At 38.1% G+C, this 16,929-nt stretch carries 13 protein-coding genes; 4 read left to right on the plus strand and 9 right to left on the minus strand.

The window, feature by feature from the left end; genetic code table 11:
* Nucleotides 1-129: 129 nt before the first annotated feature.
* Nucleotides 130-540: a response regulator gene (locus ACM03V_RS22585; RefSeq protein WP_414623042.1), complete on the minus strand. Its 411-nt coding sequence runs from the start codon at nt 538-540 to the stop codon at nt 130-132.
* A gap of 244 nt (nt 541-784) precedes the next feature.
* On the opposite strand from ACM03V_RS22585, the gene gyrA reads away from it, so the two are divergent.
* Both gyrA and ACM03V_RS22595 read left to right on the plus strand, forming a co-directional pair.
* Nucleotides 785-3,310, plus strand: coding sequence for a DNA topoisomerase (ATP-hydrolyzing) subunit A (gene gyrA, locus ACM03V_RS22590; RefSeq protein ID WP_414623043.1), 2,526 nt, complete (start codon nt 785-787; stop codon nt 3,308-3,310).
* A gap of 370 nt (nt 3,311-3,680) precedes the next feature.
* Nucleotides 3,681-3,860 carry a chlorophyll a/b-binding protein gene (locus tag ACM03V_RS22595; RefSeq protein WP_414623044.1) on the plus strand — a complete coding sequence of 60 codons (180 nt, stop codon included), beginning with the start codon at nt 3,681-3,683 and terminating at the stop codon, nt 3,858-3,860.
* A 164-nt stretch (nt 3,861-4,024) separates the two neighbouring features.
* On the opposite strand, the gene rpoD is transcribed toward ACM03V_RS22595, so the two are convergent.
* On the minus strand, nt 4,025-5,200 hold the full coding sequence (gene rpoD / locus ACM03V_RS22600) for an RNA polymerase sigma factor RpoD (protein WP_414623045.1): 1,176 nt from the start codon (nt 5,198-5,200) through the stop codon (nt 4,025-4,027).
* A 1,621-nt stretch (nt 5,201-6,821) separates the two neighbouring features.
* Entirely contained in the window at nt 6,822-8,762 is a 1,941-nt protein-coding gene (gyrB, locus tag ACM03V_RS22605; RefSeq protein ID WP_414623046.1) for a DNA topoisomerase (ATP-hydrolyzing) subunit B, read from the minus strand.
* A gap of 429 nt (nt 8,763-9,191) precedes the next feature.
* Between gyrB and miaA the strand changes: the two genes are divergently transcribed.
* Nucleotides 9,192-10,193: a tRNA (adenosine(37)-N6)-dimethylallyltransferase MiaA gene (gene miaA, locus ACM03V_RS22610; RefSeq protein ID WP_414623047.1), complete on the plus strand. Its 1,002-nt coding sequence runs from the start codon at nt 9,192-9,194 to the stop codon at nt 10,191-10,193.
* Between the two features lie 122 nt (nt 10,194-10,315).
* A complete protein-coding gene (locus tag ACM03V_RS22615; RefSeq protein WP_414623048.1) occupies nt 10,316-11,065 on the plus strand; it encodes a GDSL-type esterase/lipase family protein in 750 nt (249 codons plus the stop codon).
* Nucleotides 11,066-11,070: 5 nt separating this feature from the next.
* Here the strand turns inward: ACM03V_RS22615 and ACM03V_RS22620 are convergent, their stop codons facing one another.
* From ACM03V_RS22620 to ACM03V_RS22645, 6 genes are all read right to left on the minus strand, one after another.
* A complete protein-coding gene (locus ACM03V_RS22620; RefSeq protein WP_414623049.1) occupies nt 11,071-11,817 on the minus strand; it encodes a Uma2 family endonuclease in 747 nt (248 codons plus the stop codon).
* Between the two features lie 101 nt (nt 11,818-11,918).
* The gene (locus ACM03V_RS22625; protein WP_414623050.1) at nt 11,919-12,629 is read right to left on the minus strand and encodes a DevA family ABC transporter ATP-binding protein; all 711 of its coding nucleotides are present in this window, start codon (nt 12,627-12,629) and stop codon (nt 11,919-11,921) included.
* 96 nt (nt 12,630-12,725) lie between these two features.
* Nucleotides 12,726-13,535: a class I SAM-dependent methyltransferase gene (locus ACM03V_RS22630; protein WP_414623051.1), complete on the minus strand. Its 810-nt coding sequence runs from the start codon at nt 13,533-13,535 to the stop codon at nt 12,726-12,728.
* A 16-nt stretch (nt 13,536-13,551) separates the two neighbouring features.
* Nucleotides 13,552-14,229: a TMEM175 family protein gene (locus ACM03V_RS22635; protein WP_414623052.1), complete on the minus strand. Its 678-nt coding sequence runs from the start codon at nt 14,227-14,229 to the stop codon at nt 13,552-13,554.
* A gap of 102 nt (nt 14,230-14,331) precedes the next feature.
* On the minus strand, nt 14,332-15,495 hold the full coding sequence (gene devC / locus ACM03V_RS22640) for an ABC transporter permease DevC (RefSeq protein ID WP_414623053.1): 1,164 nt from the start codon (nt 15,493-15,495) through the stop codon (nt 14,332-14,334).
* A gap of 138 nt (nt 15,496-15,633) precedes the next feature.
* Nucleotides 15,634-16,911: an ABC exporter membrane fusion protein gene (locus ACM03V_RS22645; RefSeq protein WP_414623054.1), complete on the minus strand. Its 1,278-nt coding sequence runs from the start codon at nt 16,909-16,911 to the stop codon at nt 15,634-15,636.
* Nucleotides 16,912-16,929: the final 18 nt, after the last annotated feature.

Here is a 16,929-nt window from a genome sequence, read left to right on the forward strand (position 1 = left end):
AATAAAGCTTTAAAACCGGAATTGTAGTCCCGGCAGTCGCTTCCGTCAAACACCTGTTTATAAATCGCCTGCCCATTTAAGGGGCAGGCTTTAGAATTAACGGGCTGGGGTATCCGGTAGCAGTTGGCTTTAATTTGGGTTATTGTCAGACGGCAAAAGTGCGATGATTTGATCGACAAATAGTTGGTGATCCACCACAGGTTTGGAAATATAACCATCGGCTCCACTTTGTTTAAGAAAGCTTTCGCGATCGCCTTCCATAGCGTGGGCTGTGACCAAGATAATAGGTAATGCTGCTGTTTGGGGGTCAGATTTCAACATTTGTGTAATCTTGATACCATCAACAGATTTACCTTCGTAAACGCTTCTAGAAAGAGAAACATCCATTAAAATAATGTCTGCTTCTTTTGCTTGGGCAATTTTGATTACTTCGTCTACATTTTCAGTGTGTTTGACACCTAAGCCTCCGCGTTTAGTTAAGATTTTTGAAAAAACACGAGCATTAACAAGATCGTCTTCGACAATCAAAACAGTTTTCATGGCAATTAATTACGTTCTTGGTATTTGGAGGGGTGATAAAAGATTGAAGATAGCACGATTTATACCGCGTCTATATTCAATACAACAATTTGTATCCTTGTAAATAAGGATAATACTACCGCTATAAATAAGACATAAATATCAATATGGGGGCGATGAAGGGTATTTCATCAGTTATAAGTAAGGTTGCTGCTCTCCGACGTTACGGCAATATCTGTGTAGTAAAAGTTCAGGGAAAAAACTCATGGCAAAACAGTTAAACCTTCTCTCGACGGGACAGGTAATCACTACAGCCTTGCATACAGAAATGCAAAGGTCTTATCTTGAATATGCCATGAGTGTAATCGTGGGGCGGGCGTTACCAGACGTGCGCGATGGCTTGAAGCCAGTTCACCGGCGCATTCTGTACGCCATGCACGAACTCGGTTTAACTCCGGATAGACCTTACCGAAAATGCGCTCGTGTAGTTGGAGACGTGCTGGGTAAATATCACCCCCACGGAGATCAATCGGTTTACGATGCTTTAGTCCGTTTAGTACAAACATTTTCTTGCCGTTATCCTTTGTTGGGGGGACATGGTAACTTCGGTAGTGTAGATAATGACCCACCGGCGGCGATGCGCTACACGGAAACCCGTCTGGCACCTATTAGCCATGAGGGAATGCTCGCCGAAATTGGCGAAGAAACGGTAGAATTTATCGGCAACTTTGATAGTTCTCAGCAAGAGCCAACAGTTTTACCCGCACAATTACCGTTTTTATTACTTAATGGTTGTGCCGGAATTGCTGTGGGTATGGCTACGAATATTCCACCGCATAATTTAGGTGAGGTTGTGGATGGGTTGATTGCTTTGATTGACAACCCTAGTTTACCTGACGAAAAATTATTTAAAATTATACCTGGTCCTGATTTTCCTACTGGTGGAGAGATCGTCGGAAAAAATGGTATTAATGAAGCATATACCACGGGTAGAGGTGGTATTCTGCTGCGGGGGGTTGCCAATATTGAAGAAGTGCCCACCGGGCGAGGTAACAAACGCCGCACCGCCATTATAATTACGGAATTGCCTTATCAAGTAAATAAAGCCGGCTGGATTGAAAAAGTTGCCGATTTAGTCAATCAAGGTAGGTTAAACGGAATTGGTGATATTCGCGATGAAAGCGATCGCGATGGAATGCGGGTAGTTATCGAGTTGAAGCGCGATACTAACCCCCAGGAAGTTTTGTATTATTTGTATCAGCAGAGTGCGCTACAAACTACTTTTGGGGCAATTCTTTTAGGAATAATCGACGGACAACCGCGTCAGTTAAGTTTACGTCAGTTGTTGCAAGAGTTTTTGGATTTCCGCGAACAAACTCTTAGTCGTCGCTATACTCATGAATTAGGTAAAGCAGAAAGTCGCTCGCATTTGGTAGAAGGTTTGCTCTTAGCTCTTTCTCAAGTAGATGAAGTAATCGATATTTTGCGACAGGCTCCCGATGGAACTAAAGCAAAAGTTGGTCTTATAAGTAGACTGGAGTTGAGTGAAGTGCAGGCAGATGAAATTTTAGCCATGCCTTTACGTCGCCTGACTGGTATGGAGCGGCAGAAATTAGAGGAAGAGTACGAAGAACTTGAAACTACAATTAATACGTTGCGTAATTTACTCGGCGATAGAAAAGAATTGCTTAAAAGTCTCAAAAAAGATTTACGGAGTTTAAAACGTTCTTATAACGATAAGCGGCGCACTAAATTTGTAGTAAAGCCAGATAATAAAGCATTTGCTCAACAGAAGAATAAAGGCACCCAAAAAGAGAAAGGCGCTAAATCTCAAGTTGGGAATCTACAATCGCAGGTACCTGTTGAAGATGTAGTATTAGATTTTTCGCAGCGCGGCTACGTGCGACGAATTAGTTCATCCTCGAAAAGATCGAAATCTGACGGCGGAGTTCCCGATTATGATTTCATCATTCAAGCTGACGAAACTAATACTGCTAATGACTTACTAGTTGTAACTAGCAGTGGTAAAGCTTACCCGTTACAGATAGGAGAAATTCCTACCACAACTGGACGCGGAGCTAGAGGAACGCCCCTGATCACTTTGCTCACATCTACCGCTCAAAGTCAAAGTGAATCTATTGTTAGTCGTTTATTAATTCCCGAAAATTCAACTAATACAGATGTAGTTCTTTTAACTAAACAAGGACGTATCAAGCGTTTGTCCGGAGAAGAATTAACTAATGTAACTCGTCGTGGAGTTACTATTTTGAAGCTGAAAGAAGATGACGAATTATTATTAACTAAGTTTGTCAACAGAGGCGATCGTTTAGTTGTGGCTAGTTCGGGTGGAAGACTGCTGCATTTTGAAGTTAATGACGAACAACTTCCCTGTATGGGGCGTACTGCTGTAGGTTTACAAGCCTTGCGAGTAGGTAAACAACATCAAATAGTCGGCTGTACCAGCTTTGAGAAAAACCACAATTTATTGCTGGTGACTCAATCCGGATATGCCAAACAAATTAGTGCAAGCAAATTGAAGTTAGGCAATCGGGGTGACTTAGGCGCTCAAGCATTTAAGTTTAGCGTTCCAACTGACAACCTCGCCGGTATAGCATTAATCAAATCCGAAACTGAAATAGCTCTTGTTACCAGTAATCAACGAGTGATACGTCTGAATGGGGAAAGCGTACCTTTATTAACTAAAAATGATAAAGGTGAAAAGGTTGTAGAACTCAACCGCGATGAAACAGTTGTCACCGTTCACGAAGTTGTAGTTGATAATAACTCCTGATGTTTCAAGCTGATTGAAAGCTATTAGTTCTTAGCTATTAGCTCTGTTGGCAATTGGATCGCGATTTAAACCGCAACAAGACGGTTTACACCGTCAAAATCGGTAGGGTATTTAACCCGCTCGTAGCTAAAAGCTAAAAGCTAAAAGCTCGATAAAAAACATCTATTTTGTTGTGATACGGACAAGGATGCTCGTGTCACAATATTTTTTGCATATAAAGGCTCTGCCTGTTGAGATGATTATCCTAAAAAAAAAATTATGTCAATGTATTTTGGTAAATTTGTAAAAAAACGTTGCATTATGAGAGAAAAATCTATACAATGTTGCTGTACGTAACAAATAATTCATAATTCAGTTAAGAGTAATAATCATGACAGACTTAACAAAAACACCAATTGCAACTGTTGAAGAACGTAATGCCTGGCGCTGGGGATTTACTCCTCAAGCAGAAATTTGGAATGGTCGTTTGGCAATGATTGGTTTTTTGGCTGCTGCTTTAATCGAACTTTTTTCTGGTCAAGGCTTTTTACACTTCTGGGGCATTCTGTAAATTAAATTTTAAAACATTGAATACTATCGGATATTAAGGTTTTAAAATGAGTTTATAAATAGAAAAAGACCTGGGAGCATCAATTGTCTCCCAGGTCTTTTTGTAATCGTTTGTTATTAGTTAATAATGACAAACGACTTCATGTAACTTCATGTAAATATTTTCTAGCGGATATATTCTTTAAGAACGCTATTACGATTGGGGTGACGCAGCTTACGAAGTGCTTTTGCCTCAATTTGACGAATACGTTCGCGAGTTACGTTAAAAATTTGTCCAATTTCTTCAAGAGTTTTCATGCGACCATCATCTAAGCCGTAGCGCAATCTGAGAACATCGCGTTCGCGAGGGCTGAGACTATCTAAAACTTTTTCCAGGTCTTCGCGTAGTAAACTTTTAGAAACTTGGTCTTCAGGTGTTTCGCCATCGGACTCGATAAAGTCACCCAAACGGGAATCTTCTTCTTTACCGATAGGAGTTTCCAAAGAAATTGGTAGCTGAGCAGATTTAGCAATAAATCTCAGCTTTTCAATAGTCATCTCCATACGAGTAGCTATTTCTTCCTCGGTGGGTTTGCGTCCCATTTCTTGAGAAAGTAACTTGGTAGTTTTCTTAATGCGGGAGATAGTTTCGTAAAGGTGAACTGGTAGACGAATCGTCCGAGATTGATCGGCGATCGCACGAGTAATAGCCTGACGAATCCACCATGTAGCGTAGGTTGAAAACTTGTAACCTTTTTCGTGGTCAAACTTTTCAGCAGCGCGAATCAAACCAAGGCTACCTTCCTGAATCAAATCCTGGAAAGATAAACCGCGATTCATGTATTTCTTAGCAATCGAAACTACAAGGCGCAGGTTAGATTGAACCATTTTGTCTTTCGCCCTACGTCCGACGTGAAGGCGATAGCGGAATTTTTGCAAAGGTAATTGTACCGCTTCGGCCCATTCGCTTTCTTGGGGTTGGCGTTCCAACTGCTGCACTAATCTGTCGCCTACTCTCTCTAATTCGAGCAGATCGGCAATTTTACGTGCTAATTCAATTTCTTCGTCTGCTCGTAGAAGTCGAATTCTACCGATTTCCTGTAAATACAGGCGAATTGAATCTTCGGTGTAATGCTTTTTCTTGGCTTGTGTCCGACGACGACTTTTAGCAGCTTTTCCAGCCTTTGCTGTGCCAGCAGATCCACCAGGCCCTACAAATTCTTCTTCTTCGCCTTCATTAACTAAATCTTCTTCTTCTTCTTCGTCATCATCGATTAAGATTTCTAACTCCATCTCGGGCCGATTTATCACTCCCAAGTTAGGTTGATAAATATTTTCGAGTACGTTGTTAGCCTGGTTCATGCCGCGTTCCTCATGCTCCTTGCAGAATCAATTACTAGTGGTGGTGTTTTTCCGTACAAAGCTGCTGTTTGTTAGACAGTCAGAAAGACGTTTTTATTTTTCATAAAGGGCGATAGCCCACTTTTCGACAAACATGGAAAGTTTTTGTATTGGTTGTACTTAAGTACGACCAAAATACAGCCCGTCAATTACTTTAATTTAGACAACAAACTGCCGACTCTGTAGTTATACAAAAAGCACGTTGCCTGTTTTAAAGTCCTTTTAATTCGGGTAACTTCCGGCGTTGTGAAAAGTAAACACCACGATCAATGTCGTTACTTAAAATTTCCGACTTGTTTTTAGAAAAATTCAACTTTCGGGTCATCAACCCCCCTCATATATATAAAGTAATATGACTTGGGTAAGATTTTCCAGAAAGACTGTTCCGATTGTAGCCTGTTTCACAGAAATTGCACTATGCCTGACTGTGGTATCCATAAAGTTATAAACTTATTAATGGTCTGTTTTAGCAAAAATACATTGAAGTTAGTAGGCATATTGTGTAATTTTTTTCCAAAATGAAATAAATTACACTGACATTCTCAATGTAAAAGAACCATTCATACAGTTACATTTATGTTCTAAGTCTACATATACAACATTACATACAGAGGGAATTACCCTACCGTTGGCAATTCTGGTTGAATTTAAGCGATTAATGTTGATGAATACTTTACCTAAATGCATTGCGTAGTTTATATTCTCTCGTAAAATTAGATGTAGATACCGCGACCGTCGATTTTTGTTTTATCCTTTATCCAATTTGAGTAGAGGTAAGGCAAAATCGTCATTAACGACACTTTTACCTTCTATTAACATTTGTTGGCTGAAAATATAGACGCTCATCAAAAATTACTCATTGTAGCTAAGCAAACCATTCAATTGAATCCACTTGCTTATAACTACACCTTAGCGCACCATTCAAATTTCAGCCTTAAGATTCTTGACAAAATGTTGGAGCTTTATACATAGATACTTTTATCAATTACCATGTTCGGCAGAAAGTTCCATTTAATGTTGAAAAAACCGCTTCGTTAGTTAATTGCATCGTTGCCTTTACTTAGAACAAATGCCTCTAATGGTCACTAACGTGTAACAAGCGTAAAAGACAGTATACTTTACAATCGCGTATTTATAATTCCAGAAGAAATAATTATACTCCTGTAGGAATTTTAACTCAGTAATATACACTTAACATTTACTTACCTTTTGACACATTTTCAAAAAATCATAAAGCTACTATCCTGGATATTCTGTTCATTTTTCACCTTACCTCTTCCGGAAGATTGACAAATTTACATTTTTGTTTAATCAGTATTTGCTTTGAATCAATTGCATTGTGTTATTACAATGATTTAGTCAATCAAACTACATATAGTAATTTTCCGGTTTATAGAAGTATAAATTATACTTGATAAAGTGAAATAATCAAGAGAGCGGTAATTCCAAGATATATATTCGAGAGCAGACAGCTACTCCAATTTCTAGTTATAAAAAAAGCGATCGGTAATTGTGTCTCCTTAAAGTCACTTACCGATCGCCAATAACAATAAATAATTTAAAATTTGAACCGATAAAGATATTAGATATCCAAATCCGTCATGTCAAGTTTGGAACTGTGAGTTTCAATAAATTCGCGTCTCGGTGCAACGCGATCGCCCATCAAAATTGTAAAAATTCGGTCGGCTTCTGCTGCGTCTTCGATTTCTACTCTTTTTAAAGTTCGGCTTTCAGGATTCATGGTGGTATCCCAAAGTTGAGTAGCCATCATTTCACCCAAACCCTTAAATCTTTGGATGGTGTATTTAGCGTTTTGGGGCATCTCGTTGGTAATCAAGTTTTGTAATTCGCGATCGCTATAGCAATAATAATGATTGCGCCCTCGTTCTACTTTGTATAATGGCGGACAAGCGATGTAAATGAAACCCTCTTGAACTAAAGCTTTCTGATATCTGTAAAAGAAAGTTAATAATAAAGTTCGGATGTGCGCTCCGTCTACGTCAGCATCTGTCATGATGATGATGCGGTGATATCGAAGCTGCGTTGAATCAAATTCTTCACCTTTAACACCCAAGCCTAGTGCGGTGATTAGAGATTGGATTTCATTATTTTTGTAGATTTTGCTATCGTCGGTTTTCTCAATGTTGAGAATTTTACCGCGCAAAGGCAGAATCGCTTGAAAGCGTCTGTCGCGCCCTTGTTTGGCACTTCCACCCGCAGAATCTCCTTCCACCAAATATATTTCGGATTCAGCCGGATCGCGAGAAGAACAATCTGCTAGCTTACCGGGTAATGGTGAAGACTCTAGCACAGATTTACGGCGTACCAATTCTCGCGCATGACGAGCGGCTTCTGCGGCTTTGAATGCCTGAATTGCTTTATCTAAAATCGTATCGACAACGTTGGGATTAAATTCTAAATATTCACCGAGAGCTTCCCCTACAAAAGAATCAACGATTCCTCGAACTTCGGTGTTACCCAATTTTGTCTTAGTTTGTCCTTCAAATTCCGGATCGGGTACTTTGACCGAAATTACCGCCGTCAAACCTTCACGCACGTGTTCGCCGCTGAGGTTAGACTCATTTTCTTTAATCTTGTTACGTTTGCGAGCAATGCTATTAAAAGTCCGAGTTAGAACTGTCTTTAAACCTTCAAGGTGCGTACCACCATCAACGGTACGGATGTTGTTGGCAAAACCCAGCAAACTATCCGAGTAAGCGTCAACACACCACTGCAACGCCACTTCCACCTGGACGTTATTGCGTTCGCCTTGGACGTAAATTATTTCTTCATGCAGCGATTGCTTGTCAGCGTTCATATAAGCTACATATTCTTTAATTCCGCCCTTATATTCATAAATTTCAACACGCGGGGTGTTGCTTTTGAGTAATTCCAAACGGTTATCTGTAAACGAAATTCTTACACCCGCATTCAGATATCCCAACTCTCGCAAACGGCTGGATAAAGTATCGTAGTCAAACTCAGTAACGGTAGTAAAAATTTGTGCATCTGGTTTGAAGCTAACGCGGGTTCCCGTGCGGTTTTCTTTACTCGGAGCAACTTTTAACTCCGTAACCGCAGCACCACGTTCGTAACGTTGGGTATGTACTTTATTGTCTCGCCAGATAGTAACTTCCAGCCATTCCGAAAGGGCATTTACTACAGAAACACCTACACCGTGCAATCCACCAGAAACTTTGTAGCCGCCGCTACCAAACTTCCCACCAGCGTGCAATACAGTCAACACAGTTTCCAACGCCGATTTTCCGGTTTTGGTATGTACATCAGTAGGAATACCCCGACCATCATCTGTTACAGTACAGGAACCGTCGGCGTTGAGTTCCACCTCAATATGGGTGCAGTGACCCGCCAAAGCTTCATCAATAGAATTATCCACCACCTCATAAACCAAGTGGTGCAGTCCTCTCGGACCAGTAGTACCGATGTACATCCCCGGTCGTTTACGAACGGGTTCGAGACCTTCCAGAACTTGAATCTGTTCGGCATTGTAACTGCTCGTCATGAAAATCTCCTGATTCTTGGGGCTGAGGTCGCCTAAAAAAACTCAAAACTCAAAAACACTCCCAGATTCTAACACAAAAGCCTTGCAGGGGAATATAGAGGTATTAGAAGTGAAATTTATCCCTCTGGCAATACCCAGTCAGAATAATGGTAATTATCAAAAATTCTACTTTTACAAGTTGGGGATAAGTGCGCTCTACAACTGGAAATAAAGGCTTTGACAGTGGAAAAGCCACGGCTGAAAAAAGTATTAGATAAAAGATTTTAGATTAAATGTTAAAAGTTAAAAATTATTTCTTTTTGTTTTTAGATTGAAGTTTGGGTTATATGTCTTAAGAAACTAGGAAGTAGGGAGCAGGGAACAGGGAGACAAGGGAGATAGGGAGATAGGGAGAGAATCCAAAATCTAAAATCTAAAATCCAAAATCGAATGATTAAGTTAATTGTAATTTGTGGTGCGACAGCAACAGGTAAATCTGGATTAGCTTTAGCTTTAGCTCAACGCTGTAATTCCATCATAATTAGTGCTGATTCTCGCCAAGTATACCGAGAATTTAACATCGGTACTGCAAAACCCACAATTAAAGAACAAAAGTTAGTACCTCATTATTTAATTGATATATGCAATCCAACCGACACTATGACGGTTGCTGACTATCAACAAAAAGCACAAAAGATTTTGGATTCTCCCCCTATCTCCCCCTTCGGGTTGCGCCACTTCTCTCAACCGAGGGAGACAACCCACGAGAGTGGCTTACCATCTCCCTATCTCCCCATCTTCCTAGTCGGCGGTACTGGACTGTATATTAAATCAATCGTGCGGGGAATGAAAATTCCTAGAGTGGCACCTAATAACGAATTGCGATCGCAACTTTCTCAAATAGGTCAAACCCAACTCTACGCTATGTTACAACAAGTTGACTCTGTTGCAGCACAAAAAATTCATCGCCATGATTCGGTACGGACTTTAAGAGCATTAGAGGTATTTTATATTACTGGTAGTCCTATTTCTAATCTACAGGGAGAAAATCCACCAGATTATCCGATTCTTCAAATTGGGTTGGATTGCGATGTTGCTCACCTGACAAATCGTATTGCACGGCGAACGGAGAGTATGGTAAAAGATGGTTTTGTTGAGGAAGTAGAGTATCTTTCTCAGAAGTATGGCAAGGATTTACCTTTACTCAATACTTTGGGGTATCAAGAAATCAAACAATATTTAGCTGGAGATATATCTTTAGATGAGGCAAAGGAATTAACTGTTTTGCATACACGACAATTTGCAAAGCGTCAGCGTACTTGGTTTAGAAAAGATGCTCAAATTGAATGGTATGATACTGAATCTCCGGATTTCTTAGAACAGGTTTGGTTGCGAATTAAAAAGTTTATCAATAATGACAATACAGATGGTTTAACCTCAGTAAAATTCTAATAAATGCAAGCTATATATTGCTTTCATCGCAATTAATAGTAATACCACAATTAGAAATACTGGCGTGTTCTTAAATGCGTAAACGATTCTTTATTAATCTTTTTACAGTCAATAATAGTAGAATGAACTACAATCTGAATAATCTATTGCTGCTAATTTCTACAAGCTTAAACTTTATATTTTTACTGCTTGTTGTTTTAGTGATTTTCAAGAAAGGTGGAATTAATTATCTTAAAAGTAAAGTTTTGACTATGGGTAAGATAAATATTCAAAGCGATTTGAATATAAATTCTTATTACAAACATAAAAAGAGTCAATTTGAAATACTTCCTAAATCAAATGATTCTATTCTCTTTTTAGGGGATAGTTTAACCGATGAAGGCGAATGGGTAGAGTTATTAGGAAATACTAATATCGTTAATCGAGGAATTTCTGGCGATACAACAAGAAGAATATTGAATCGTTTGGATGTAATTATTCAGACAAAGCCAAAGCAGATTTTTTTGATGGTTGGGATTAATGATTTTGTTAATGAAAAGAAATCAATAGAAGAAGTATTGGGTAAGTATAAAATGATTTTAGAAGAATTGCAAAAACAAATTCCCCACACAGAAGTATTTATTCAAAGCGTTTTGCCGGTAAACAATAATTTAACTTATTTTTTGCAAGACAATGAGAATGTAATAAAATTCAATTTGAAATTGCAAGCATTAGCAAAAGAATTTCATTATCAATATATAGATGTATTTTCTTATTTAGCAGATTCCGAAAATCAATTAGATGTTAAATATACGACAGATGGCGTACATTTGAACGGAAAAGCTTATTTGATTTGGAAGGAAGCTGTTGAGAAATATGTTGCAGTAAATTAATGTTTTTATAAATCATCTGGATTGACACCCATTTCGCGCAATTTTTCAGCTAAAAGCTCTGCACGAGAAAGCGCTTGTTCTTTTTGCTGTTTTTCATCTTCGGCTTGTTGTTGTGCGGTTTGGGTTTGCTGTTCGGCAGTTTGAGCGCGTTCGTCTCCTGTCGGTAAAACTATACCATCTTGGTAACACCAGCGCAGCCAAGTATCTTGCCTACCTTCAAATTCTCCTTCCCATAAAGTTAAGCCTAATTCAATATGTTCTAACCAATCCGAAGTTTCTTGATAGCGTCTTCCAATAAGTTGGTATATCCGAAGCTGTTTTTCTCCTAATTGTTGAGTTGGGTCATATACTATGTAATAACTTACTCGCATATGTTCGTAAGTTTTAAGTTTACCCTGCAATTCATCGCCGATTTTATTCGACACAATTTCAATTACAACTTCTGGGGGTTTACCAAATTCCCAAATTAAATAACAGCGGTTGTTTTTTTTCCACCAGTTTTCTGGTACTTGAACATCGAAGCTGAGGAAGACATCAGGAACTATGGGAGGTTGTTTGGATATATGGTAGATTCCGACATTTGCTGCTGCTAAAAAAGTTTGATTTTGTAAAGAACTGTAAAGAGAACTGACTAAAAGCCGTTGTTGTTTTTCGGAAGCAAAGTTATCCACAGGGGTATCGTCTTCGGTAACTAATTCGTTAGCGTCTGGGATATAGAAGTTATCATCAGATACTAAAATTTGTTCAACCATAAAATTATCCACCGATTTCGCGTCTTTTTTCTAGTTTAATTAATTTTTCGTCTGCAAGTTGATATATTACCAATTACCAATTACCAATTACCTATAAAAAATCAACTTACCTTCATCGCAACATCAAACCCATCACAAATTAATTTTCCGTCTTCCATATAAATTATTCTGTCACCAATATCTAAAATACGGTTATCGTGAGTTACAAGCAAAATTGTACAACTTTGTTCTTTCGCTAATTTATACATTATTTCTACTACATCTCTTCCCGATTTCTTATCAAGTGCAGCGGTTGGTTCGTCGGCTAAAACTATTTTAGGATTACTTGCTAAAGCACGAGCGATCGCTACTCTCTGTTTTTGTCCTCCCGATAGTTTTTCTGGGTAATAATCCATTCGATTTCCTAATCCAACTTGTTCTAATATAGCTCTGGCTTTGGCACCAATATCTTGCTCTAAAAATTTGTCATGCAATTCTAAAGACATCTGTACGTTTTGTTTCGCTGTTAAGAAACTCATCAGATTATGCGCTTGAAAAATGTAGCCGATGTTTTGACGAAGTTTGGTTAATTGCTGTTTGCTTGCTCCACAGATTTGTTGCTCTAAAATCTTCAAACTACCTGATTGTGCCGAACGTAAACCACCCATTAAAGTTAATAAAGTTGTTTTTCCGGAGCCAGATGGACCAGTTAAAATTACAATTTTGCCAGCATGAATATTTAAGTTGATATCAAATAATACTTGTTTGCGAAGATTTTTATCGCCGAAATAGTGGTTGAGATTTTGTACAGAGATAACGGGTTGTGGTGACATAATTTTTTTTATAGTAAGTAGTGCGAGCATCTTGCTCGCTTGAGACATACAGCGAGCAAGATGCTCGCACTACAGATTTATCTAAATGTAAAACTTTTACAAAAGTCGCAATCTCGCAACAATCACGGGTGGAATTTCGCTAAATTTTGACCAACCAATACCAATATTTTCAGCAGCTAATTCGGGTAAAAAAGTAGGTTCTTCTAAACCATCTAATACAAAACCAGCATTAAAGGCTGTATTCAACAAAATATTTAAAGGACGATGAAAATAAGTGTGTGGTTGTGGTTGATTTTCTAATGCTAATCCGCGTACTTTGGTAGGTTTTAGATAGGCTTTAACCTTGACTGAATATTCAGTATAAATTAGATTTTCTTTCTCTATTAACTCCGCTGCCATACTAGTATGCATACTGTTGAAACAGGGATGCATTACAGCAAAAATAAAACAGCCACCGGGACGAACTAACTTTGTCAGTGCTTTAAATAATGGTTCAATTTCTGCCATATTCATTAATACCATTGCAGAAACTGCTGCATCAAAAGAGCTTTCACAAAGTTTTAATAAAGCTGTTTCATCGGTAGCGTCTAAAACTTGATATTCAATTAATTCTTGATTATAATTAGTTCTTTTACGAGCGTTATTAATCATTTCTGATGCAAAGTCTATTCCTAACATCCTTGCACCTAAACTAGCTAGTCTACGAGTAGTTAAACCGTTACCACAACCAACATCTAATATTCTTTGTCCCGGTTTTAATTGCAATAATTTTTCTATCGCTGGACGAACTAAAACCCGATAAAAGTCGTTACCTTCATCGCCCATTCTTTCATCCCACACTTTAGCAGTAGCATTCCAGGCTTCGCGGGTTTGATTGTTAATTAAATTAATTGATTCTTCCGTCATTGTAATAGCTCGTGAATTAATTTATTGCTTCAGATTTCATATCATTATTCAAATCATCTGTTAACCTCGTATCGACAGATTTTTTAATAAATATTTCCGCCAAAATATAGAAAATTATTACCGATGCCCAAGATATATCCCATAGTGCTGGTTTCAGAAATGCAACAGCAATCGTTATTAAAGCAACGATTGGCTCGATTAATGATGTTATCCTTATATATTTAATTGTTGTCTTATCTAAATTTTCGTCTACTAAACGATGCTTATGTGTTGCGTAAGTCCAGTTTAAAAATGAGAAGAACCCGATTAAAAATACATTAATGCTGTAGGAGATTTGAATTACTGCATTTTGAGGAAAATACGCGATTAAAACGTTTGAATAAGGAATTATAAATAAGCACATTAGATAAGCTAGGTAGAGCCAAAGATGTATTTCATTTGTTTTTTGATAGTAACTAAACTGCTTTACATGATCTATCCAATAAAAAGCTAATATCGCAAATGTAATTAAGTAGTTTCCTAAAGTTCCTAATTGCGAAACTAAGAAATCATTTATTTCGCTATTGCTGATTGATTCAGCGAATTTTGGGAAGTCAAATCCGAAAATTATTAGCGCCATTGCTAAAGCAAAAATAGTATCCGATAATCTACCGAGATGGCAAATCATGTTTGTTGAATTGGAATTATTATTCATTTCACTTACTGTTTGATTTAACTTCAATAGGATAATAAGGCTTTCAAGATTTTCGATCCCCCCAACCCCCCTTAGAAAGTGGGGCTTTTGGTGAGTATTAATCTAAAAAACATCGGCAGGGTCTGCATTTTGGAGTTTTCGCATTGCAACTACACCCGAAAAACTGCACATAATAATAGTTAAAACTAGTACAAAAACTGCTCTATTAATTTTCATGGCGATGGGTAATAAAGTCGCAGCGAAAGTAATTTGATATAGCCCCATCGAAAGCAACATACCGGGTAAAAATCCTAATAATGAGAGAATTAAGGCTTCTTGCATCAACATCATCATTAAATAACCGTCGCTATATCCCATCGCTTTGAGTGTGGCGTATTCTGGCAAATGTTCGGATACGTCGGAGTAAAGTATTTGATACACGATTACGATACCGACGATAAAACCGACTACTACACCAATACCAAAAATAAATCCAATACCTTGATTTCCCCAGTAGTCTTTCTCTGTTTGAGCAAATTCTTGGGGTGTTAGTACTTTGACATCGTTGGGTATATTCGCTTGAAGTTGCGATCGCAGTTTTTCTACGTCTGCATCTGGATTCAAATTAATTAAACCGACTTCGATTTGATTTGCTTTGCGGTTGGGAAATAGTTTTAAAAATGTAGAATCGCTGGTAATTATATTTCCATCTGCTGCAAAGGAAGTACCCATTTTAAATAAACCAACGGTTTGAATATTTTGTTCGTTTACTAAAGTTTCGACAGCTCCTTTTTGTGTAATTAAATCTGGAATTGAACCATATTCGGGACGAGATGCACTGTCAAATATTACCTTATCTAGTTGTTTTAATTGTTCCAAATTTTTATTGACTTCTGGAAAATCAAAAGGCGGATTTACCGGATCGATGCCCCATACTAAAATTGCGCGATCGACGTGAGTTTCTGGGTTGCGCCATTGGGCAGTATTAATATACAAAGGACGAACTGATTTTACGCCTTCGTATGCCAAAGTTTGCTGTAATCTTTCTCTAGAAAAACTTTTCACAGAAAATAAACTTTGAAACTGAGGATTAATTAAAACTAAATCGGCTTGTAAAGTTTGATGGGGTTTGGTAGCGCTATCAAAGAGTGCATCTGATAACCCTAACTGAACAAACATCAACATATCGGCAAAAGCAATTCCTGATAAAGCAATTGCAAGCCGCGTTTTCTCTTTTTTTAATTGCAGCCACGCTAAGGGTGTGCGGCGAAATAATTTACGTAACATGATTTAATCAATTAACAATTAACAGTGAGGAATGTATTTTTTTAGTGAAATAATTAAATAAACAACTAACAACTATCCACTATCTACTAACAACAAATTCTTATATTAAACATTCGTTATAAATTAAATTAATTGAAATCATAATTCAATCTCCGTCTGAACTTGTAAATTAGTCAAACCTTTTACCCGCTTGCTATCTTCTGGATTGAGAAGAATTTTTACGTCAACCACTCGCCGATCTAAATTTTCTCCTGGTTGATTGCTAAAAACGTTTTGTTTGTTAATTTGTAAGCCAATTTGAGCAACTTCTCCCTGTAATTTATCTGAGAATGCTTGTCCTGTAATTAACGCTTTTTGTCCCAACTTAACTTTTTCTATATCGGTTTGATATACTTCTGCAACTACCATCATTTGTTGAGTTTTTCCTAATTCTGCAATACCTGCATCAGCCATTTTTTCGCCTTCTCGCGTATGTATTTTGAGAATTTGTCCCGCTATTGGTGCGCGGATGTAAGCTTGTTCTAAGTTGGTTTGAGCTTGTTTTAAGGTAGCTTGAGCATTGTCTACTTCTGTTTGCGCCGCTTGAATATCCACTGGACGAATTTCGGTAATTTGATTTAAAGTTGCTTGTGCTTCTTTAATTTGTTCGCTTCCCGATGATTGAATGCGATTGAGATTTGCTTGTGCTTCGGAAAGCTCTTGCTGTCGTGATGATTGAATGCGGTTAAGATTAGCTTGTGCTTCGTTAAATTGCTCTTTTGCGGTTTGTAAAGTTAAGCGTTTGCTATCTCGTAAAGAATTAGAAACGGCACCATTATTAAACAACTTTTGATAACGTTGATATTCAGTATTGGCATTATCAACCTCTGCTTGTAATTTGGCAATACTTGCTTTCTGTGCGACGATTTCGGTCTTTTTCTCAGCTTCTAAACGCGCAATAGTTGCGAGTTGTGCTGCTGTTTGAGTAGTTTGTTCAGCTTGTAATTTTGCAATAGTTGCGAGTTGCGCTTCTATTTGTCCGCTTTTTGCTCCTGCTGCTACCTGTGCTAATTTTGCGATTGTCATCCTTACCTGTTCTTTTGCTTGTAATACAGCATCTTGCAATCGTTTTTGAGAATCCAGAATTGCGATCGCATCTCCCGCTTTTACTTTGTCACCTTCTTGTACTAATAGTTTTGCAACTCTGTCACCGTCTAAATTTAAAGGTGCGGATAAGTTAATTACTTCTCCCTGTGGTTCCAACCTTCCCAAAGCGGTGACTTTTTTAACCGCTGGTGGCGCTTCTGTTACAGGTGTCTCTGATTGAGTCAGCAAGCCAGTTTGAGAGATTCCGTAATAGGCAATTCCTGCCGTCACCACAATAGCAGTGGCTACCATACCGATTAATTTATTAGAAGGTTTTGAAAGTATTTGCATAGTTAATTACCTATTACC

The organism is Calothrix sp. CCY 0018 (genome assembly GCF_963920925.1).
GTDB lineage: Bacteria > Cyanobacteriota > Cyanobacteriia > Cyanobacteriales > Nostocaceae > Rivularia.